At 70.4% G+C, this 19,182-nt stretch carries 20 protein-coding genes; 9 read left to right on the top strand and 11 right to left on the bottom strand.

Translation table 11 applies throughout. The features are described from left to right. Positions 1–30: 30 nt before the first annotated feature. The 9 genes from VHW64_RS04215 to VHW64_RS04175 all read right to left on the bottom strand — a co-directional run bounded on the left by VHW64_RS04215 (position 31) and on the right by VHW64_RS04175 (position 6,105). Positions 31–360 carry a lipopolysaccharide assembly protein LapA domain-containing protein gene (locus VHW64_RS04215; protein WP_329649257.1) on the bottom strand — a complete coding sequence of 110 codons (330 nt, stop codon included), beginning with the start codon at positions 358–360 and terminating at the stop codon, positions 31–33. A gap of 306 nt (positions 361–666) precedes the next feature. Beyond that, positions 667–831 carry a hypothetical protein gene (locus VHW64_RS04210; RefSeq protein WP_329649256.1) on the bottom strand — a complete coding sequence of 55 codons (165 nt, stop codon included), beginning with the start codon at positions 829–831 and terminating at the stop codon, positions 667–669. A 115-nt stretch (positions 832–946) separates the two neighbouring features. Further along, positions 947–1,072 (bottom strand): hypothetical protein, encoded by a 126-nt coding sequence (locus VHW64_RS04205; RefSeq protein WP_329649255.1) that lies wholly within the window; start codon positions 1,070–1,072, stop codon positions 947–949. A 19-nt stretch (positions 1,073–1,091) separates the two neighbouring features. Beyond that, the gene (locus VHW64_RS04200; protein ID WP_329649254.1) at positions 1,092–1,226 is read right to left on the bottom strand and encodes a hypothetical protein; all 135 of its coding nucleotides are present in this window, start codon (positions 1,224–1,226) and stop codon (positions 1,092–1,094) included. Positions 1,227–1,289: 63 nt separating this feature from the next. Continuing rightward, positions 1,290–1,790, bottom strand: coding sequence for a hemerythrin domain-containing protein (locus VHW64_RS04195; protein WP_329649253.1), 501 nt, complete (start codon positions 1,788–1,790; stop codon positions 1,290–1,292). A 76-nt stretch (positions 1,791–1,866) separates the two neighbouring features. Next, on the bottom strand, positions 1,867–2,676 hold the full coding sequence (locus tag VHW64_RS04190) for a hypothetical protein (protein ID WP_329649252.1): 810 nt from the start codon (positions 2,674–2,676) through the stop codon (positions 1,867–1,869). Positions 2,677–2,822: 146 nt separating this feature from the next. Next, positions 2,823–4,316, bottom strand: a complete 1,494-nt coding sequence (locus VHW64_RS04185) for a hypothetical protein (RefSeq protein ID WP_329649251.1) — start codon at positions 4,314–4,316, stop codon at positions 2,823–2,825. Then, complete coding sequence (locus VHW64_RS04180; protein ID WP_329649250.1) at positions 4,295–5,032, bottom strand: polysaccharide deacetylase family protein; 738 nt, start codon at positions 5,030–5,032, stop codon at positions 4,295–4,297. Before VHW64_RS04180 ends, VHW64_RS04185 begins: the two co-directional genes overlap by 22 nt. Next, positions 5,029–6,105, bottom strand: coding sequence for an MGDG synthase family glycosyltransferase (locus VHW64_RS04175; RefSeq protein ID WP_329649249.1), 1,077 nt, complete (start codon positions 6,103–6,105; stop codon positions 5,029–5,031). The genes VHW64_RS04180 and VHW64_RS04175 overlap by 4 nt, the downstream gene beginning before the upstream one ends. Before the next feature lie 283 nt (positions 6,106–6,388). On the opposite strand from VHW64_RS04175, the gene kdpF reads away from it, so the two are divergent. The 7 genes from kdpF to VHW64_RS04140 all read left to right on the top strand — a co-directional run bounded on the left by kdpF (position 6,389) and on the right by VHW64_RS04140 (position 14,502). Next, entirely contained in the window at positions 6,389–6,478 is a 90-nt protein-coding gene (gene kdpF / locus VHW64_RS04170; protein WP_329649248.1) for a K(+)-transporting ATPase subunit F, read from the top strand. Then, positions 6,478–8,142: a potassium-transporting ATPase subunit KdpA gene (gene kdpA, locus VHW64_RS04165; protein WP_329649247.1), complete on the top strand. Its 1,665-nt coding sequence runs from the start codon at positions 6,478–6,480 to the stop codon at positions 8,140–8,142. Before kdpF ends, kdpA begins: the two co-directional genes overlap by 1 nt. Then, positions 8,139–10,217 carry a potassium-transporting ATPase subunit KdpB gene (gene kdpB, locus VHW64_RS04160; protein ID WP_414690445.1) on the top strand — a complete coding sequence of 693 codons (2,079 nt, stop codon included), beginning with the start codon at positions 8,139–8,141 and terminating at the stop codon, positions 10,215–10,217. Before kdpA ends, kdpB begins: the two co-directional genes overlap by 4 nt. A gap of 7 nt (positions 10,218–10,224) precedes the next feature. After that, entirely contained in the window at positions 10,225–10,797 is a 573-nt protein-coding gene (gene kdpC / locus VHW64_RS04155; RefSeq protein WP_329649246.1) for a potassium-transporting ATPase subunit KdpC, read from the top strand. A gap of 85 nt (positions 10,798–10,882) precedes the next feature. Continuing rightward, a complete protein-coding gene (locus VHW64_RS04150) occupies positions 10,883–13,360 on the top strand; it encodes a DUF4118 domain-containing protein (RefSeq protein WP_414690448.1) in 2,478 nt (825 codons plus the stop codon). Next, complete coding sequence (locus tag VHW64_RS04145) at positions 13,357–14,076, top strand: response regulator (protein ID WP_329649244.1); 720 nt, start codon at positions 13,357–13,359, stop codon at positions 14,074–14,076. The genes VHW64_RS04150 and VHW64_RS04145 overlap by 4 nt, the downstream gene beginning before the upstream one ends. Before the next feature lie 12 nt (positions 14,077–14,088). Then, a complete protein-coding gene (locus VHW64_RS04140) occupies positions 14,089–14,502 on the top strand; it encodes a hypothetical protein (protein ID WP_329649243.1) in 414 nt (137 codons plus the stop codon). 47 nt (positions 14,503–14,549) lie between these two features. Here the strand turns inward: VHW64_RS04140 and VHW64_RS04135 are convergent, their stop codons facing one another. Then, entirely contained in the window at positions 14,550–14,753 is a 204-nt protein-coding gene (locus tag VHW64_RS04135) for a hypothetical protein (protein WP_329649242.1), read from the bottom strand. A 163-nt stretch (positions 14,754–14,916) separates the two neighbouring features. Beyond that, positions 14,917–16,329: a serine/threonine-protein kinase gene (locus VHW64_RS04130; RefSeq protein WP_329649241.1), complete on the bottom strand. Its 1,413-nt coding sequence runs from the start codon at positions 16,327–16,329 to the stop codon at positions 14,917–14,919. Positions 16,330–16,520: 191 nt separating this feature from the next. Between VHW64_RS04130 and tyrS the strand changes: the two genes are divergently transcribed. Both tyrS and VHW64_RS04120 read left to right on the top strand, forming a co-directional pair. Continuing rightward, entirely contained in the window at positions 16,521–17,789 is a 1,269-nt protein-coding gene (tyrS, locus tag VHW64_RS04125; protein WP_329649240.1) for a tyrosine--tRNA ligase, read from the top strand. Between the two features lies 1 nt (position 17,790). Beyond that, positions 17,791–18,822, top strand: a complete 1,032-nt coding sequence (locus tag VHW64_RS04120; RefSeq protein WP_329649239.1) for an alpha-hydroxy acid oxidase — start codon at positions 17,791–17,793, stop codon at positions 18,820–18,822. Positions 18,823–19,182: the final 360 nt, after the last annotated feature.

The raw sequence follows: 19,182 nt of genomic DNA, 5'->3' as shown, positions 1-19,182 counted from the left end.
TCTCCGGCGGCCTCAGCCGGCGGGCCCGGCTCACACCTCTCGTCGGACGCGGCGACGTACCTGGACGATGCGTAGGGTGCCGGTGATCACCGTCAACACCATGCCGACGACGACACCCGTCAAGGCCACGACGGCCAGCGGGGCGTGCCACGTCCAGCCGAAGAACTTCATGCTCACCCGCTCGGTGTTCTGGGCGATGAACACGATCAAGAGGACCAGCAGCAGGGCCAGCCCGACCACCGACAGCCAGGCCTGACTCACCCGGGAGCGCCGTAGCGGGTCCTTGGGCACGTCCTCGTGCGACTGGTCGCCGTGGCCCGTCGGCTGCCCAGTCGGCTGCTCCGTCGGGTGATCCGTCATCGCAGGGCTCGCAGCAACTCGGCCTTCCGCAGCTTGGATACCCCAGTGAGGCCTCTTCTCCTTGCCTCTGCCCGGAGCTCCACCACGGTCCAGGACTCGTCAGGGCTTGACTTGCCGGTCACGCGCGGAGGACGGCGTGATGCGTGCCGGAGCACCGCTCGGGCCCTCGCAATGACATTGCCGAGGACCGCGCTCAGACGTTGACGGACCATCGACGTCACCGCGTGCGGGCTCATCCCGCACCAGTACCCATGCCCGAGGCAGTCGAACCCACCCCAAGATGCGACGGGCAGGGAAGCCTTGGAGTCAGCTCGGGTCCTCGGTGGTGCCGCTCCCGGGCTTCGGGTCGTCCGGGTTTGCCTCCGGGTCCCCACCGGGCGCGAGGTCCGGGTCTGCCGCGGGGTCGATGCCGGGGTCGCCGCTGGGAGCCAGCTGGGGGTCCTGGTCGGGCTCTTGGGGTGTGGTGGTCATCATGGGCCTGCTTTCGGTCACCGTCGATAGGCGGACGTACGTATGGTGTGGCGTCCCGCCGACCTGGTCGGAGGCGTCAGGGGGGCATCAGCAGCGTGCTGCGTGCTGTGACTGGCTACGTCGGGTTCTCGGTGTCGACGGGCTTGTCACTCTCCGGGTCGAGCGTCTCGGGGTCGACGTCGTCAGGCTCGGTCGGGTCGTCGGTCTCGGGCGACTGCTCCGGTCCAGGGGTCGGGGCCATCTCGGGCCACCTCCTCGTGTCAGGCGGGGTCGCTGGGATCCTCGGCGCCGCTGCCGGGTACCGGGTCGTCTGCCGTTGGCTTGGCATCGGGGTCGACGTCGGCGTCTTGCTGCGCGTCGGGGTCCTGGTCGAGTTCATGAGGTGTGCTGGTCATGGGTCCTGCTCCCTTGCTCTCTGCTGGTGGACTCGCGACGTACGGTGCTCGATCCCTCGTCTCTCAGACGGTGACGGCCTTGACGGCCTTCTTCAGCGCGCTGGGCTGACTCGGGCGCCGGGGGGCCTTCTTGCGCTTCTCGATCATCTCCGCCCCCATCTCCTGGAGGACCTTGCGCCCGAGGCCGGCCCGCACCTTGGGGAACCATTCGTCCTCCTCCTCCTCCATGTGGTGCTCGACGTTCTCGATGAGCACCGTGGTCTTGGCGACGAATCGCTCGTCGTCCGGCTTCATCGCGGCCAGCTCCAGTACGAGCAAGTCGGCGACGTGGTGCTCCTCGTAGGACTCGAGCACGTCGTCCTCGACGTCGGGCAGGAGCTCGCGGACCCGTGGGTACATGACCTCGTTCTCGATGTAGGTGTGGATTGTGAGCAGCTCGATGATCCGGTCCACGAGCTGTCCCTTGCGGGCGTACGCCGCGCCGCCGGCGTCCTCGAAGGCGCGAAACGCCTTGCGGATCACCTTGTGCTCCTCCTTGAGGACCACGATGGCATCGGTGGACATGGGTTCTCCTGTGTGACGGGTCGGTGTGTGCGCGAGGTACCCCACACGCGACGCGTTCATGCGTCAGCAGTACCGCCTAGCTCCCGAGAGAAGCGCGCTCCGAGGGAGCCTCCGTGGCCTCATGGGCTGCGGCATGGTGGCCCTCCTCGTCGGAGTGGGTGAGGGCGACGTAGGCGACACCGATGGCGAAGAGGACGACTCCGAGGGCGGTGACGACGCCGGTGGTCCAGCCCAGGCCGCCGTGCCGATGGCTGACCGCGAGGCCGTCGGCGATGCTGGCTCCGAGCGGTCTCGTCAGCGAGTACGCCGCCCAGAAGCAGATGACGGTGTCGACGCCCACGCGCCAGGCGACCAGCGGGACCACGATCAGCCCGCCGAAGAGCAGCACCGACCACCAGTAGCCCATGTGCAGGTTGGTCGCCGTGGTGTCCCCCAGTGCGGTGCCGAGCCCGAAGGTCAGCAACACCGTGCCCCAGTAGAACCGCTCCCGCCGAGCCGTCACGATCGAGTGCACCGAGAGCGTGCCCTCCGACCGCCGCCACCACGTCAGCAGCCCACACAGCAGCACGAAGTAGATCGAGGCGTCGACGTAGTACGGCGAGCCGAGGGCGACGTGTGGGCCGTCGGCGATCATGGTGCCGAACACCGCCACCATCAGGACCGCCACCCAGTACCGAACCGGGTGGTACGACTCCGCGCGGGTCTGCCACCACAGCGCGCCGAAGAACCCGCCCACGCCGATGACGCCCGCAGCGGCGATGTTCCACGTGCCGAGGAAGTCCGACGCCGTCTCCCCGATGCCCGTGGTCAGCAGCTTGAGGATCCAGAAGGTGGCGAAGACCTCGGGCACCTTCGGCGCGAGGAACGTTCGGTTGCTGAGCTTCACGCCGCAACGGTAGGAGATACGAGGGTCGCGAAGGAGAGCAATCGGGGATCGTGCAGGATCTTTGCAGGTAGCCCGGTCGAGGCTCCGTCTGGCACCTGTGACCGCAGCACGGCAGTCGCAGTCGCCTCGGGCCCGTGCAACCCGGCTCAGCCCGAGACGCGTCTCGGCCCGTGGATCTCGTGATAGATCGCCGTCGAGTCGACGTCGCGGACCAAGCGGAAGTGATCGCTCAGGATCCGCTGCGTGCGGGCTGCGGGGAGGCCCCAGCCGCCGAGGCCGCCGCGGACCACGACCCAGGTCGGCCTCGACCTGTCCTCGAGCACCTTGTCGAGCAGGTGGAGACGCGGGTCCTTGACGCTCACCGGCAGGCTCCAGACCAGCGGGTAGGGACTGGACAGGCCGGACTGCCAGATGACATCTGGATGACCGAAGCAGACGACGACCGAGTCCGACGTCCGGCTGCGGGTGCGGATGAAGTCCGCGACGGCGGTGTCCGCTGATCCTCCGGGGCCCAGCCGTGCCAGCTGGATGCTCGCGGAGACGGCGGCCAGGACGATCGCCATGCTGATGCCCCGCAGAAGGCGGCCCGGGTGCTCGAGGGTGGCGGCCGTCAGCGTGACCAGGCCCGGAACCAGCCCTGTCAGATAGTGCGACCAGTAGCTGCCTCCCGAGGCGATCGCGATCGACTCCCACACGAGGAGGACGACGCCGACCGTCGCCAGCGGTGAGCTGCCCTCCGTGACGCGGTCGCGCTTCCGGTGCAGGAGCAAGTGCGTCGAGGCCGCGGCGACGACCAGCGCCGCCCCGCTCAGGACGACGGCTGCGACAAGGTCGTGGGCTCGATCGACCCGGCTGGGGGAGTAGGTCCGCAGGACCTCGGAGGCTCGCCAGCGGAACGGTCCGATGGCCAGCCACAGCTGCCAGGGCGAGGTCCCTCGGCTCCAGGCCGCCATGACCCCCGCGACCAAGGCACCACCACTGCCCAGGGCGAAGGCGATGACCAGGTCTCTCCTGGCTCCTCGTCTCGTGCGTGCGCAGGCGACGACGAGCGCCACGGCGAAGACGTCGACCACGTTCTGCTTGGTGAGCAACGCCGCCGCCGCACACACCCCGGCGGCGACGCCGTACGCGACCCGCCTGCGGGAGGCTTCCGCACGATGTGCCAGCAGCAGGGCCGTCGTCCCGGCGAGAACCCACGGCACGGCGAGCAGCTCCCCGTCGATCTCGGGGGCACCGAAGGCCGGTGACGTCAGGAAGACGGCGCACACCGCAGCCGGCGCGAGGACGCGCAGGCCCGCTGCCCAGCTCTCGTCGTCGCGGGCACCGTCCCTCGGGTTCGCGATGACCCCTAGTTCGAAGGCCAGCAGGACCGAGCAGACGACGGCGACCACACCGATGACTCGCAACGGGATGGTCCCGCCCAGCTCACCGGCCGCCCCGAAGATGCCGATCAACAGGGGCGGCCGGTCGACCCAGTAGTTGCCGTACAGCGACGATCCCGGAGACCACTGCGAGCCCACGAGGAGGAAGCCGCCCTCGTCCGGAGTCAGCGGTCGGCTGACCAAGGGGAGCCGAGCAAGCATCGAGCCGGCGACGACAGCCCCGCAGCCCGCCGCTGCTACCCAGCCACGCCGTCGCATGGCTGGCTCCAGTGCTCGGACAGCGGTCCGACCCGGAGCCGCTGGGCGCGCCAGATGTCGAGGAGGAGGCGAGTGGCCCCGAGCGTGCTTCGCCACGAGTCCGGGGCGGAGGTGCGGTCGGAGTCGTGCAGCAGGACGGTGCCGCCCGGCCGGACCTGCCCGGTCACGACGCGTGTGATCGAGTGCGGCGTCGCACGTCGGGTCCAGTCGCGACCCCACGCCGACCAGAGGACGACCTCGAGACCTGCTGCATCGGCGGCGGAGAGCGTCCCACGGGTGAGCAGTCCGTAGGGCGGTCGATACCAGTGCACCTCGCAGCCGGCCAGCTCCTCCACCTGCGAGCGGGCACGACGTAGGTCGTCGGCAAGGCGACCCCTTCGTCGTACGACGGTGGCGGTGTGGTCCCAGCCGTGGATGCCGATCTCGTGTCCCTGTCCCGAGATGTCGCGAAGCAGGCTCCCGTCCCCGAGGTGCCGACCCAGCACGAAGAACGTGGCCCGGGTGTCGTACTCCGCCAACAGGGAGAGGAAGCACGGCGTGGAGCTCGCGTCGGGTCCGTCGTCGTAGGTGAGGGCGACGTGTCCGCTCGAGGAGATACCCGAGAGTCGCGGCGACCACAGCCGTGGAGTCAGGTGGCGACGGGCGATGCCCACGGATGCCAGCAACGGCGCGGCGTGGCGGGTGGAGCCCGGCTCTCCGATCGGCTGCGGCGTCACGCCGCAGACCCGACGGCGTCCACGCCCGGAAGGAGGATCTCGACGGCATCCGGCGCTGTCGGTGTCGCGTCGAGCTGGAGGTTCGCGAGCGTGGTCCGAGGTGTCAGTGCGTTCCGGAGCGCCGAGGCAAGACCCTCCCGCGAGGTGACGTAGGGGATCCGGTGGGCCCGGTCGAGAGCCTGGGCGTTGGTCACGCCGTGTCCGGGGACGGGGCGGTAGGACACGATCGGCGTCCCCACGGCCAGGGCTTCGAGGCTCGTGATGCCGCCGGCGTTCTGGATGACGCAGTCGGCGTCGGCCATGAGCCGAGCCAGATCCGACCGCCAGCCGAGGGCGACTACCCCGGGGATCCGTGCCAGCCGTCGTCGCAGGCGCGCGTTGGTGCCACAGGCGACGACCGGCGTGCACAGGCCGGTCTCGAGCACGTCGAGCGCCGCCTCGAGCAGCTCGCCGACACCACGAGACCCGCCGACGACCAGCGCCACCGCCGTGTCGTCCGGCCAGGGCCGGGGTCCGTCGTGAGTGCTGGGGGTGGGCGGTACGACGGGGTCCACGGCCTGTGCCCGGGCGCCCCGGGCTCGCGCCTGGGCCGCGGCGATCTCGTCGATGGCCAGGTGTTGGTCGACACCCGCGTGGACCCACAGCCGATGGACCGAGGCGTCCGTGAGGTAGGTGACCACGCGCGCGGCGAGGCGCCCCTCGGCACGCGCGTGGCCCAGGATCTGGCTGGCGAACGGGTGTGTCGACACCACGAGATCCGCATGCTCGACCTTGCGCAGGAGCCGTCGTCCCAACCGCCAGAGCAGGCGCTCGACCAGGTCGGCACACGGGTTGTCGTGGTCGAGCCGGTCGAGCAGGCTCGCCCAGCTCCGGGGCGCGACCGCGAGCTGCCTGAAGTACAGCCCGCGTAGGAGGTAGCCGAGCCCGAGCGGGAACATCGCGGCCACATCGAGGCGCCCGGCAACGACTCCCCGGGCGGCCAAGCGTCGAACGAGCTCGTCGGCGACCACGTCATGCCCCGCGCCGTAGCTGCCCGATACCACGACGACCCGCTCGTCCCTGAGGATGTCCATGCGCTCAAGATCGCGGACTCTTCGTGTCTTTGACCTGAACGCTTCACCTCGCCGTGCCTGGCTCTCCAGCCGCCCGGCGGTCCGCGGGCGTTAGGAAGTCGTCAGGATTCGCCGTCCTCGCGTGAGGAACGCGTTAGGAACGCGCTGCACCGCCCCGATCGGGGCTGTCATGGAAGGGCAAGTTCCCTTCCTGGAGGTGTGTGGTGCTGGACGTCGCCCTGGTGGCGCTCACGATCGTCGTCTTCGGCCTGTTGGCTGCCGCGCTGTTGGGCTTGGAGCGACTGTGAGCTCTGAGAACCTGATCGGCCTGGTCCTCGCCGTGCTGCTGACCGGCTACCTCGTAGCGGCTCTGCTCTTCCCGGAGCGCTTCTGATGAGCGACAGCGCAGCCGGTCTGCTCACCGCCCTGGCCGTCGTGGTGGTTCTCGCCGTGACGCACGTGCCCCTGGGCGACTACATGGCCCGCGTCTACCAGGCGACGAAGCACGGGCGCTGCGAGAGGTGGCTCTACCGGGTCTGCCGCGTCGATCCCGACGTGGACCAGACGTGGTCGACGTACGCGCTGTCGTTGCTCGGGTTCTCGTTCGTCTCCGTCGTCTTCCTCTACGTCCTCGAGAGGGTCCAGAGCCACCTCCCGTCGTCCCTCGGGCTCGCCGGGGTCGAGCCGCACCTCGCGTGGAACACGGCGGCGTCGTTCGTCACCAACACGAACTGGCAGAACTACTCCGGCGAGACGACCATGGGCAACCTGGTGCAGATGGCGGGGCTCGCCCTCCAGAACTTCGCCTCGGCGGCGGTGGGCATGGCCGTGGCTGTCGCGCTGGTGCGCGGCTTCGCTCGTTCGAGGACCAACCGCGTCGGGAACTTCTGGGTCGACCTCGTCCGCGGCTGTCTGCGCATCCTGCTGCCGCTGGCCGCTGTCGCAGCCGTCGTCCTGATCGCCTGTGGGGTCGTGCAGAACCTGTCGGATCCGCACACGGTGCACACCCTGACCGGCGGCACCCAGCACCTGCGGGGCGGCCCCGTCGCCAGCCAGGAGGCCATCAAGGAGCTGGGGAACAACGGCGGTGGCCCCGACAACGCCAACTCAGCACACCCGTTCGAGAACCCCAACGGGTTCACGAACCTGCTCGAGATCGTGATGCTCCTGCTGCTCCCGTTCGCCCTGCCGCGCACCTTCGGCAGGATGCTCGGGGACAAGCGCCAGGGCTGGGCGATCCTCTCGGCGATGGCTGTCGTCCTCACCGCCTCGCTGACGCTGGTCACAGTCTTCGAGGCGCACCACTCCGGGAGCGCGCTGAACGTCGCGGGGTCGGCCATGGAGGGCAAGGAGACCCGCTTCGGCGTCCCGAGCTCGGCCCTCTTCGCGGGCGCCACCACACTGACGTCGACCGGCGCGGTGAACGCGATGCACGACTCGATGACGCCCCTGTCAGGCGGTGTCGAGATGCTGAACATGATGTTCGGCGAGGTCGCGCCGGGCGGCGTGGGCTCCGGGCTCTACGGCATGCTCGTGCTGGCGGTGATCACCGTCTTCGTCGCCGGGCTGATGGTGGGCCGCACCCCGGAGTACCTCGGCAAGAAGATCCGGTCCCGCGAGGTGAAGTTCGCCGCGCTCTACATCCTCACCACCCCCGCGGTCGTGCTCGTCGGCACGGGCGTCGCGATGTCGGTCCCCTCGGCGCGGGCCTCGATGCTCAACGCCGGGCCACACGGACTGTCGGAGGTGCTCTACGCGTTCACCTCGCAGGGCAACAACAACGGGAGCGCGTTCGCGGGGCTCACCGGGAACACCGACTTCTACAACATCGCCGGCGGCCTCGCGATGCTCGTGGGCCGGTTCCTGCCGATGCTGCTCGTGCTCGGCCTCGCCGGGTCACTGGCGGCCCAGAAGCCCGTCCCCGTCACGGAGGGCACCTTGCCCACGCACCGTCCCCTGTTCGTGGGGATGCTCGTGGGCGTCGTGGTCATCGTCGTGGCGCTGACCTACTTTCCGGCGCTCGCGCTGGGACCTCTCGCCGAAGGGCTCTCCCGATGACCACGCACGCCGTCGCTCCCGGGACGTCTGCGCCTCAGGTGGGCGCGGGCCTGCTCGATGTCGGGATGCTGCTGAGGCAGCTCCCGGCCGCCTGCGCCAAGCTCGACCCTCGCGTCATGGCTCGCAACCCGGTCATGTTCGTGGTCGAGGTCGGGGCCGCTCTGAGCACCGCACTGGCCGTGTGGCACAGCTCGACGTTCGCCTGGTTGATCGTCGCGTGGCTGTGGGCGACCGTGGTCTTCGCCAACCTCGCCGAGGCCGTCGCCGAGGGCCGGGGCAAGGCACAGGCGGCGACACTGCGACGAAGCCGGCGGGAGACCCAGGCACGTCTCCTCGTGGACGGCACCGAGAGGTTGGTTCCGTCCTCGGAGCTGACGGTGGGAGACCGTGTCGTCTGCGAGTCGGGGGACCTCATCCCCAGCGACGGCGATGTCGTCGAGGGCATCGCCAGCGTGGACGAGTCGGCCATCACCGGCGAGTCGGCGCCGGTCATCCGGGAGGCCGGAGGGGACCGGTGCGCGGTGACCGGTGGCACCCGCGTCCTGTCGGACCGGATCGTCGTCTCCATCACGGCCAAGCCGGGGGAGACCTTCCTGGACCGGATGATCGCCCTCGTCGAGGGCGCGTCGCGGCAGAAGACCCCGAACGAGATCGCGCTCAACATCCTGCTCGCGAGCCTGACGATCGTCTTCATGCTGGCGGTGGTGACCCTTCAGCCGCTGGCCACCTACAGCGGCGCCGCGCAGCCGGAGATCGTGCTCGTCTCGCTCCTGGTCTGCCTGATCCCGACGACGATCGGGGCACTGCTGAGTGCGATCGGGATCGCCGGCATGGACCGGCTCGTGCAGCGCAACGTCCTCGCGATGTCGGGTCGTGCCGTCGAGGCCGCCGGCGACGTGAACACCCTGCTGCTGGACAAGACCGGCACCATCACCCTCGGCAACCGGCAGGCGGTGGAGCTGCTGCCGCTGCGCGGCGTGACGGCGGACGACCTCGCCGATGCCGCCCAGCTGGCGAGCCTCGCCGACGAGACGCCCGAAGGTCGCTCCATCGTCGTCCTCGCCAAGCGGGAGTTCGGACTGCGTGATCGGACGCCCGGTGAGCTCGGCCACGCGACGTTCGTCCCGTTCAGCGCCCAGACCCGGATGAGTGGCTGCGACCTCGCGGAGAACGGCCACTCGCGCAGTGTCCGCAAGGGGGCCGCCAGCGCCGTCCGCGAGTGGGTCCGGGAGAACGCCGGCACCCCCCCGGAGGACCTCGGACCCGTGGTCGACGCGATCTCCGCGGCTGGTGGGACACCCCTGGTCGTGGCCGAGCTCCGCGCCGACGAGGCCCGCGTGCTCGGCGTCGTCCACCTCAAGGACATCGTCAAGCAAGGGCTGCGCGAGCGCTTCGACGAGCTCCGTCGGATGGGCATCCGCACCGTGATGATCACCGGCGACAACCCCTTGACGGCCAAGGCCATCGCCGACGAGGCCGGGGTCGACGACTTCCTTGCCGAGGCGACGCCGGAGGACAAGCTCGCGCTGATCAAGCGGGAGCAGGACGGCGGTCGGCTGGTCGCGATGACCGGCGACGGCACCAACGACGCGCCGGCGCTGGCCCAGGCCGACGTGGGTGTCGCCATGAACACCGGCACGTCCGCCGCCAAGGAGGCCGGCAACATGGTCGACCTCGACTCCAACCCGACGAAGCTCATCGAGATCGTCGAGATCGGCAAGCAGCTCCTGATCACCCGAGGTGCGCTCACGACGTTCTCCATCGCCAACGACGTCGCGAAGTACTTCGCGATCCTGCCGGCGATGTTCGCACCGGTCTATCCCGGCCTCGACCACCTCAACCTCATGAAGCTGCACAGTCCCGCCTCGGCGATCCTCTCCGCGGTGATCTTCAACGCGATCGTGATCGTGGCGTTGGTGCCCCTGGCACTGCGCGGCGTGCGCTACACACCCTCGTCGGCCTCGGCGATGTTGCGACGCAACCTGGTCGTCTACGGCCTCGGCGGTCTGGTCGTCCCCTTCGTCGGCATCAAGGCGATCGACCTGCTCGTCCAGTTCATCCCCGGAATCAGGTGACCCACCCGTGAACGCCCTTCGCCAGACCCTCGCAGGGCTCCGTGTCCTCGTCGCGCTCACCGTGCTCCTCGGTCTTGCCTACCCGCTCGTGCTGACGGGGATCGGCCAGCTCGCCTTCCACCACGCGGCCAACGGCTCGATCGTCCAGCGGTCCGGAGTGGATGTCGGGTCGTCCCTGATCGGCCAGGAGTTCACCGGCGAGCAGTGGTTCCACTCCCGCCCCTCCGCGTCCGGCTACGACGCGCTCGCCTCGGGTGGCACCAACCTCGGCCCGAGCTCTCCCGTTCTTCGCAGGTCGATCGAGAAGGCCAAGGCCCAGATCGCGCGAGCCGACGGCGTCGCGCCGGACGACGTGCCGGCCGGCGCCGTGACCTCGAGCGGGTCCGGACTCGACCCCGACATCAGTCCGGCGTACGCCGACATCCAGGTGGCCCGCGTCGCCCGGGCCCGGGGGCTCAGCGTCGCCGCCGTGGGTGCGCTCGTCGACGAGCACACCGAGGGACGGGTCCTGGGGTTCCTGGGGGAGCCCGTCGTCAACGTTCTCGAGCTCAACCTCGCCCTCCAGCGGGCAGCCGGATGACCGCCCGTCGGGCCTGCGCGACCGGGCCACGGCGTGCCTCGAGGATGGTCGAGTGAGCAGCGGTCGACTGCGGGTCTACCTCGGCATGGCGCCCGGGGTCGGCAAGACGTACGCGATGCTCGACGAGGGGCGGCGACGACTCGATCGCGGGACCGACGTCGTGATCGCGGTCGCCGAGACCCACGGTCGACGGCACACCCAGGAGCGGACCGCGGGGCTCGAGGTGGTCCCGCGGGTGCGCCGCGACTACCGCGGGACGTCGTTCGAGGAGATGGATCTCGATGCCGTGCTGGCCCGCCGGCCCGAGGTGGCCCTGGTCGACGAGCTGGCGCACACCAATATCCCGGGCGGGCGCCATGAGAAGCGGTGGCAGGACGTCGAGGAGCTGGTCAACGCCGGCATCGAGGTGATCACCACGGTCAACATCCAGCACTTGGAGTCCCTCAACGACGTCGTACAGCGGATCAGCGGGGTCGAGCAGCGCGAGACCATTCCCGACCGCGTCGTACGCCGGGCCGACCAGATCGAGATCGTCGACATCGCCCCCGAGGCCCTGCGACGGCGGATGGCCCACGGCAACGTCTACCCGCCCGAGCGGATCGACGCCGCGCTGTCGAACTACTTCCGCGTCGGGAACCTGTCCGCTCTCCGCGAGCTCGCTCTGCTCTGGGTCGCCGAGTGCGTGGACGAGGCCCTCCAGCGATATCGCGAGGCGCACGGCATCGACCAGCTCTGGGAGGCGCGCGAGCGGATCGTCGTCTCGCTTCCCGGCGGACCCGAGGGCGAGACCCTCCTCCGGCGAGCCGTGCGGATCTCCGCCCGAACCACCGGCTCGGACCTGCTTGCCGTCCACGTCCTCAAGGGGGACGGACTGGCCGGCCTCGACCCGGCCGAGCTCAGCCGCCAACGGCGCCTCGTCGAGTCGATGGGCGGCACGTGGCACCAGGTGGTCGGCGACGACGTTTCGGTGGCGCTGCTCGACTTCGCCCGCGGCGAGAACGCGACCCAGATCGTGCTGGGTGCCAGCAGCCGCGGGCGGTGGGAGGCGTTCTTGACAGGGGAGGGCATCGGGGCGCGGGTCACGCGACTCTCGGGCCCGATCGACGTCCACCTCGTCACCCACGAGGCGGCGTCGCACTCCAGCCGGCGCACGTCGATCCCGATGGCCGGCCTCACGACCGCGCTGAGCACCCGTCGCCGTCTCCAGGGCGCAGGGCTCGCCCTGGTGACGCTTCCTCTGCTGACCGTGGTCCTCGCCCAGGTTCGTCACGAGCTCAACCTGCCCAGCGACATCCTGCTGTACCTCACTGCCGTGATCGCGGTGGCGCTGGTCGGGGGGCTGTGGCCGGCGCTCGCCGCCGCGATCGCCGGCAGCCTGCTGCTCAACTACTACTTCACCCCGCCGCTCCACACCTTCACGATCTCGGACCGGAACAACTCTCTCGCGCTCCTGGTGTTCGTCGGAGTCGCCGCACTGGTCTCGGTCCTGGTCGAGCGCGTCGTACGCCGGACCACGGAGGCCGGACGGGCACAGGCGGAGGCGGCCATCCTCGCCGGCCTCGCCGGCGGCATCCTGCGCGGCGAACGCTCGCTGGAGCAGATCCTGAGCCGGGCCAAGGAGACCTTCGGCCTGTCCTCGGTGACGCTGCTGGAGCGGGCAGGCCCCGACGACGGCTGGGTCTCGGTGGCACATGCCGGTGCCGAAGGCGGTGCGCCGGTGAGCGACTTCCCGGTGGGTGACCTCCTGACGATGCGGGTCGTGGGCCAGGTCCCGAGCTCCGACCATCGCCTCCTCACCGCCTTCGCCGCTCAGGCCTCGGTCGCCCACGAGCGGGCAGAGCTCCACGACCAGGCCGCGAGGGCTGCGGTCGTCGCCGAGGCGGACCGGACCCGCGCGGCACTGCTGGCCGCCGTGAGCCACGACCTGAGGAGCCCGCTGGCCTCCGCGAAGGCATCGGTCACCTCGCTGCGCAGCGACCGGGTCGTCTGGACGGAGTCGGCCCGGGAGGAGCTGCTGGAGACGGCCGACGAGTCGCTGGACCGACTGACGCGGCTGATCGAGAACCTCCTCGACATGAGCCGGCTCGAGGCCGGTGCGCTGGCGGTCAGCCTGGGGCCGGTGGCGATCGACGAGATCGTCCCCCTGGCCCTCGACGCGCTCGGCCCCGACGGAGCCGCCGTCCAGGTGCGCGTCCCGGACACGCTGCCCGAGGTGTGGGCGGACGGGGTGCTGCTCGAGCGCGTCCTGGTCAACCTCGTGAGCAACGCCGTGCGCCACAGCCCGGACGAGACGCCGCCTCTGGTGACGGCGAGCAGTCACCATGCGAGGGTGGAGGTCAGGGTGGTCGACCGCGGGCCCGGCGTCGCCAGGAGCGACCGCGACCAGCTCTTCGTCCCGTTCCAGAGGTTGGGCGACCGGGACAACACCACGGGCGTCGGACTCGGCCTGGCGCTCTCGCGCGGGCTGGTCACGGCGATGGGCGGCACCCTGGATGCCGAGGACACCCCGGGCGGCGGCCTCACGATGACCGTCTCCCTCCCGGAGACCGGCACCGAGCCGTGACGCGGGCCCTGGTGGTCGACGACGAGCCCCAGATCGTCCGGGCGCTCTCGGTCAACCTCCGTGCACGCGGGTACGACGTGCTGGTCGCCCGCGACGGCCGCAGCGCCCTGAGCGCCGCGGCCAGGCATCCGCCCGACATCGTCGTGCTCGACCTCGGTCTCCCCGACATCGAGGGCACGGAGGTGATCCACGGACTCCGGGGCTGGACGACCGCGCCGATCATCGTGCTCACCGGACGCACCGAGCAGGTTCAGAAGATCGCTGCGCTCGACGCCGGCGCGGACGACTACGTGACCAAGCCGTTCGGGATCGAGGAGCTCTTCGCGCGCATGCGCGCCGTCCTGCGCCGGGTCTCGCCCCGGCAGACACCGACGGTGAGGCTCGGCGCATGGGTCATCGACCTCGCCACCCACCGGGTACGGCCGGCCACCGGCAGCGGGGACGACGTACGCCTGACGCGGACCGAGTGGAGCGTCCTGGAGGTGCTCGTGCGCAACCCTGGTCGCCTGATCACCAAGCGGCAGCTGCTGCGCGAGGTCTGGGGCCCCGGCTACGACTCGGAGACCAACTACCTGCGGCTCTACCTCACCCAGCTGCGGCGCAAGCTCGAACCCAACCCGAGCAGGCCGGTCCACCTGCTGACCGAGACCGGCATGGGATACCGGTTCATGCCGCCCGACGAACCCGGGCATCCTGACGGAGGGCTCCCCTCGTGAGAGCATCCCGACATGTCTGGCGGAGTCGTCCTTGCCTGGGTCCTCATCGCTCTGGGTCTTGCCGTCGGGATCGCGGGCTGGTGGCGTGGGGGCGTCGTGAGCGTCGACGACCAGCTGACCACCACGGCCACCCTTGACGACGTGGACCATCGCCTGATGACGGCGGCCGCGTCACTGCCGCGCACCAGCATCTCGAGCGTGAGTCCCGGTCAGATCAGCCTGACGACGACATGGACCCCGGCCTGGGTCGTGTTCATCGCCGTCGTCGCGTTCCCGGTGGGGCTGGTCCTCCTGCTGGTCCGATACAACCTGGAGCTCCATGCTCGCGCCTTCCAGCAGGGTGACGCCGTGAGAGTCCACGTCGTCGGCAGGAGCAAGAAGCGAGTCGCCCTCGAGCTGGGGAGGCGGCTCCAGCAGACGCTCTGACCGCTACTGCCTCGGGTTCGGCCACGAGCCCGGGCTGCGGCACCGACCTACTTCGAGGGCTGGGGGACGTGACAGGTGACCTTCGGGTTCACCCCCAGGTAGTCCAGCGGCCCGGCGATGACGGTGAGCACGGTGTCACCGACGCTGTGGCAGCTGACGTCCTTCTTGCCGGTCAGGTATCCGCGCTGGAGAGCCGCGAGCACTCCGATCACGAGCCACACCACGACGATGATGCCGATCAGCCTCTGCATGGTTCCTGACGGTAGGGAAGCCGGAGCGTTCTGACGCCGCCCGGAAGGGTGAGCCCGACGGGTGAGGAGGGCCTAGGAGAGCGCCGATCGATCCCGCCTGCTGCGCGCCGCGATGCGCGCACGCGTCGCGAGGCTCGCGACGGCGCCATCGGTCAGCACGTCCCTAGCTCTCGCCGTCGATGAGGTACGTCGATCCCTTGCGCACGAGCCGTAGGGTGACCTGACCCGAAGAGCGCGAGCCGTCCGTCTTCACGTAGTCGACGCCGTAGGACACCGTCATCGCCGCGGGGTCGGGACTGATGTCGCGGGCCGTCGCCGATCGGATCGTCCCCCAGAAGCCCTGGTATCCGGCGAACCCGTTGCTCGTCCGCTGGAACGACGGCGTCAGCATCGCCCACCCCGCCTGTCGGTCGGAGGTGACCGTCTGGAGGTACGTCGTGATGAACGACCGCATCCGGGCCGCCTCATCCGCGCCCGTGGAGGTCGAGTGCCCCGAGTCGGACGATGTCGACGGCCCGGACGCGGAGGGCCTGCCGTCGTCGCGCGAGCCGAGGTACGCCGCGCCCGCGACGAGGGCGACGGCGATCAGCACCGCCACCGCGGCGACCCACGGCCATGCGGACCGGCGCCGGACCGGCCGCGTGGCTGGGGTCGACGGAGCCGCCGACGGCGCGAGGTCGGGGACCAGGGCGACCGGCGGGACCGCGACGGGCCCCGACGGGACGGACCGCAGCGTCCGGGTGTGGTCGCCCACGGCGACCGCGGAGGCCGGCAGCGGATGGATCGACGCCTCCGGCCCTTGCCCGAGGACGTCGCGCACCTGGGCCATCGACCAGCGATCACGCGGGTCTCGGGCCATGGTCTGCTCCAGGACCACGGCGAGCGGCCCGGCGTCGGAGAGCCGCGGGGGCTCCTCGTGCACGATCCGGTAGAGCGCCCCCATCACGTTGTCCGTCACGTCGTACGGCGGGTGCCCGGCGAGGAGGTGGAAGAGCGTGGCCCCCAGCGACCAGACGTCCGCGGCATCCGTGGCGGTGGCCCCGGATGCCACCTCGGGTGCGAGGTAGGCCGGGGAGCCGGTGACCAGCCCGGTCTGCGTCAGCGACGCGTCCGCCTCGGCCCGGGCGATGCCGAAGTCGGTCAGCTTCACCTCTCCGGCCGGCGTGACCAGCATGTTGGAGGGCTTGACGTCGCGGTGCACGATGCCGGCACCGTGCGCCGCGGCGAGAGCATCGGCGGCCTGGCGGACCAGAGGACGGGCCTGGTCGGGCGAGAGGGCGCCGTCGCGCTTGACCAGCGCGCTCAGGGTGATCCCCTCGACGTACTCCATGACCAGCCAGGTGTCCTCGCCATCGTCCACGAGGTCGTAGATCGCCACGACGTGCGGGTGGTTGAGCCGGGCGGCCAGCCGTGCCTCGCGCTCTGCCCGCTCGAGGTCGGGCGACTGCGCACCCGGCATCAGGCCGATGCGCTTGAGGGCCACATCGCGACCGAGCAGTGTGTCGCGACCGAGCCAGACGGCGCCCATGCCGCCCCGGCCGATCTCGCGGCTGAGCTGGTACCTGTCTGCGATCACGTCGTCCTCTCGGTCCCCCCGCCGATCGCCCCCAGCCTAGGTGCCCGGACGAAGGCTGAGCGCGCTGGCGAACGCCCGTCCGTACCCGATCTGGGTGGAGGCGAACCCGCTCCATGCGGCAGGCTGGGGCCCACAGACCAGTGCCGCGGAGCTCTCCTCGGCAGCAACCGACGACGAAGGGGCCGTCCGGCGTGAGCGCCAGCATCGACCCGACCCTGCTCGACGACCTCGTATGGCGTGGCCTGGTCGTGCACTCGACCGACCGCGACGCGCTGCGAGAGGCGCTGACCTCGACGAGCGTCCGGTTCTACGTCGGCTTCGACCCCACGGCGCCGAGCCTGCACATGGGCAACCTCGTGCAGCTGGTCACCGCCCGCCGACTCCAGAACGCCGGCCACACGCCGTACATCCTCGTGGGCGGTGCCACCGGGATGATCGGCGACCCGAAGGAGGCCTCCGAGCGCACCCTGAACTCCCTCGACACGGTCAAGGACTGGAGTGAGCGCGTACGCCGCCAGGTTGCGCCGTTCGTGAGCTTCGAGGGGTCCAACGCGGCGACGATCGTCAACAACTACGACTGGACCGCCAGCCTGTCGACCATCGACTTCCTCCGCGAGATCGGCAAGCACTTCCCGGTCAACCGGATGCTCGCCCGCGACGTCGTGTCGCGACGCCTCGAGTCGGGCATCAGCTACACCGAGTTCAGCTACGTCCTGCTTCAGTCGATGGACTTCCTGAGCCTGTACCGCGACCACGGGGTCACGCTCCAACACGGCGCCACCGACCAGTGGGGCAACATCACCGCCGGCGTGGAGCTGATCCGCCGCGCCGCCGCCGGCCACGCCCACGCCTTCGTGACCCCGCTCATCACCAAGCCCGACGGCACGAAGTACGGCAAGACCGAGGGCGACGCCCTGTGGCTCGATCCGGAGATGATGTCGCCGTACGCCTTCCACCAGTGGTGGCTCAACGTCGACGACAGCCAGGTGGGCGAGATGCTGCGCATCTTCTCCTTCCTCGCGCACGACGAGATCGTGGCGCTCGAGGCGGAGACGGCGCAGAAGCCCTGGCTTCGGACGGGACAGCGACGTCTGGCAGACGAGGTCACGACGTTCGTCCACGGATCGCAGGAGACCGAGCACGCCAAGTCGGCCGCCGCGGCGCTGTTCGGTCAGGCCGACATCGCCGACGTCGACCCTGGCGTGCTCGCCGCGGCTCTCCGCGAGGCGGGGTCGGCGAGGGTGTCCGCGCTGCTGCCCGTGGTCGACCTGCTGGTCGAGACGGGTCTGGCCAAGAGCAGGGGCGAGGCGCGGCGCACCATCAGCGAGGGCGGCGCCTATCTCAACAACGTCCGCGTCGAGGACGCCGACGCCGCGCCGCGGGTCTCCGACCTGATCGGCGGTTCGTGGCTGGTGCTTCGCAAGGGCAAGAAGCAGTTCGCGGGCGTCGAGGTCGGGTGAGGTGGAGCTCGAGCCCGTGCTGTCGACGTCGGGGCGCCTGCTCGACCACCTGCCCGAGCTCGCCCGGCGCGCCATCCGACCGGCTGTGTGGGCCTACGTCGAGGCAGGCGCGGGCGGCCGCCTGACCGTCAGCGAGGCGGAGGCGGCCTGGCGCTCGGTCCGCTTCCGGACGCGCGTGCTGCGCGGCGGGGGGGATGCTGACCTGCGCACGACCCTGCTCGGCACCGAGGTCTCCACGCCGATCGCGATCGCGCCCACGGCGATGCAGCGGGCGGTCCACCCGACGGGGGAGCGCGGCATGGCCGAGGGCGCGGGCCCCGACGCTCTCCACGTCGTGTCGAGCAACTGCGGCACCCGCTTCGACGACCTCCGCGCCCCCGGCCCCTGGTGGCTCCAGGCCTACCTGCCACCCGACAGGGAGCTGTTCCGACCCGTGGTGGAGGACGCAGTGACCGCGGGCGCCCGCGCGATCGTGCTGACCGTGGACACTCCGCATCCGGGCACCAAGCGAGGCGTCGACGAGGAGGACTGGTCGTCGGTCGACCTGAGCTGGTGGCGCGTGAACTACCCCCGGGCCGACGTCGGCGACTGGAAGACCGACCTCGACCTCGACGACATCGGCTGGCTCCGCGAGGCGGCCGGCGTCCCGGTCGTGGTGAAGGGCGTGCTGCGTGGCGACGACGCGGCGCGCTGCCTCGACGCCGGCGCGGATGCCATCTTCGTGTCCAACCACGGCGGCCGGCAGCTCGACCGCGCGGCAAGCACCGCTTCCGCCCTTCGCGAGGTGGCTGCGGCCGTGGGCGACCGAACCGAGGTGTACGTCGACGGCGGGATCCGGTCGGGGGCCGACGTTCTGGCCGCCCTCGCGCTGGGCGCCCGGGGCGTCCTCGTCGGCCGCCCCGCACTGTGGGCCCTCGGGGTCGACGGCGGCCGCGGTGTGGGTCGACTGCTCGCCGAGCTCACGGAGGAGCTGAGGGAGTGTCTGGAGCTGGCTGGGTGCGCTTGCCCGGATGACGCTCCGGACCTTCTCTGAGAGGGCGGGTCAGGCCGGCTGACCTGCGACGATGCCCGGCGACACGGCCGAGGGGCGTCCCGATTTGCGGGGCGTCTGAGGCGTCACGTAGTGTCCCTCCTTGTCGCCAGGGAGCGGCGGAGAGCAAGACCGGTGGTCCGCAAGGAGCGCAGGGTCGGGCTCTCGGCCCCGGGCGACCATCCCAGCTCTCAACAGAAGCCCTTCATCGGGCGGAGTTGCTGTGCGTCTGATTTTTGAGAACTCAACAGTGTGTTTGTCGATGAATTGGTTTGTATGTTGAAACCTCCGTCCGTCCTGCTGCATGGTTTTTGGGTGTGGTGGGGTGGTTGGTTTTTTTGAGTTGACGAACTGTGATTCTGG

Source organism: Nocardioides sp., from assembly GCF_036267815.1.
Taxonomy (GTDB): domain Bacteria; phylum Actinomycetota; class Actinomycetes; order Propionibacteriales; family Nocardioidaceae; genus Nocardioides.
This window is presented reverse-complemented; position numbering and strand designations above follow the sequence as displayed.

What these genes read in the sequence shown, in the direction of transcription:
- VHW64_RS04205 (WP_329649255.1), bottom strand. Translation starts at nt 1,072, where the DNA reads ATGGCCCCGACCCCTGGACCGGAGCAGTCGCCCGAGACCGACGACCCG.
- VHW64_RS04140 (WP_329649243.1), top strand. Translation starts at nt 14,089, where the DNA reads ATGTCTGGCGGAGTCGTCCTTGCCTGGGTCCTCATCGCTCTGGGTCTT.
- kdpB (WP_414690445.1), top strand. Translation starts at nt 8,139, where the DNA reads ATGACCACGCACGCCGTCGCTCCCGGGACGTCTGCGCCTCAGGTGGGC.
- VHW64_RS04185 (WP_329649251.1), bottom strand. Translation starts at nt 4,316, where the DNA reads ATGCGACGGCGTGGCTGGGTAGCAGCGGCGGGCTGCGGGGCTGTCGTC.
- VHW64_RS04135 (WP_329649242.1), bottom strand. Translation starts at nt 14,753, where the DNA reads ATGCAGAGGCTGATCGGCATCATCGTCGTGGTGTGGCTCGTGATCGGA.
- VHW64_RS04210 (WP_329649256.1), bottom strand. Translation starts at nt 831, where the DNA reads ATGACCACCACACCCCAAGAGCCCGACCAGGACCCCCAGCTGGCTCCC.
- VHW64_RS04150 (WP_414690448.1), top strand. Translation starts at nt 10,883, where the DNA reads ATGGCGCCCGGGGTCGGCAAGACGTACGCGATGCTCGACGAGGGGCGG.
- VHW64_RS04195 (WP_329649253.1), bottom strand. Translation starts at nt 1,790, where the DNA reads ATGTCCACCGATGCCATCGTGGTCCTCAAGGAGGAGCACAAGGTGATC.
- VHW64_RS04175 (WP_329649249.1), bottom strand. Translation starts at nt 6,105, where the DNA reads ATGGACATCCTCAGGGACGAGCGGGTCGTCGTGGTATCGGGCAGCTAC.
- VHW64_RS04200 (WP_329649254.1), bottom strand. Translation starts at nt 1,226, where the DNA reads ATGACCAGCACACCTCATGAACTCGACCAGGACCCCGACGCGCAGCAA.
- kdpA (WP_329649247.1), top strand. Translation starts at nt 6,478, where the DNA reads ATGAGCGACAGCGCAGCCGGTCTGCTCACCGCCCTGGCCGTCGTGGTG.
- VHW64_RS04215 (WP_329649257.1), bottom strand. Translation starts at nt 360, where the DNA reads ATGACGGATCACCCGACGGAGCAGCCGACTGGGCAGCCGACGGGCCAC.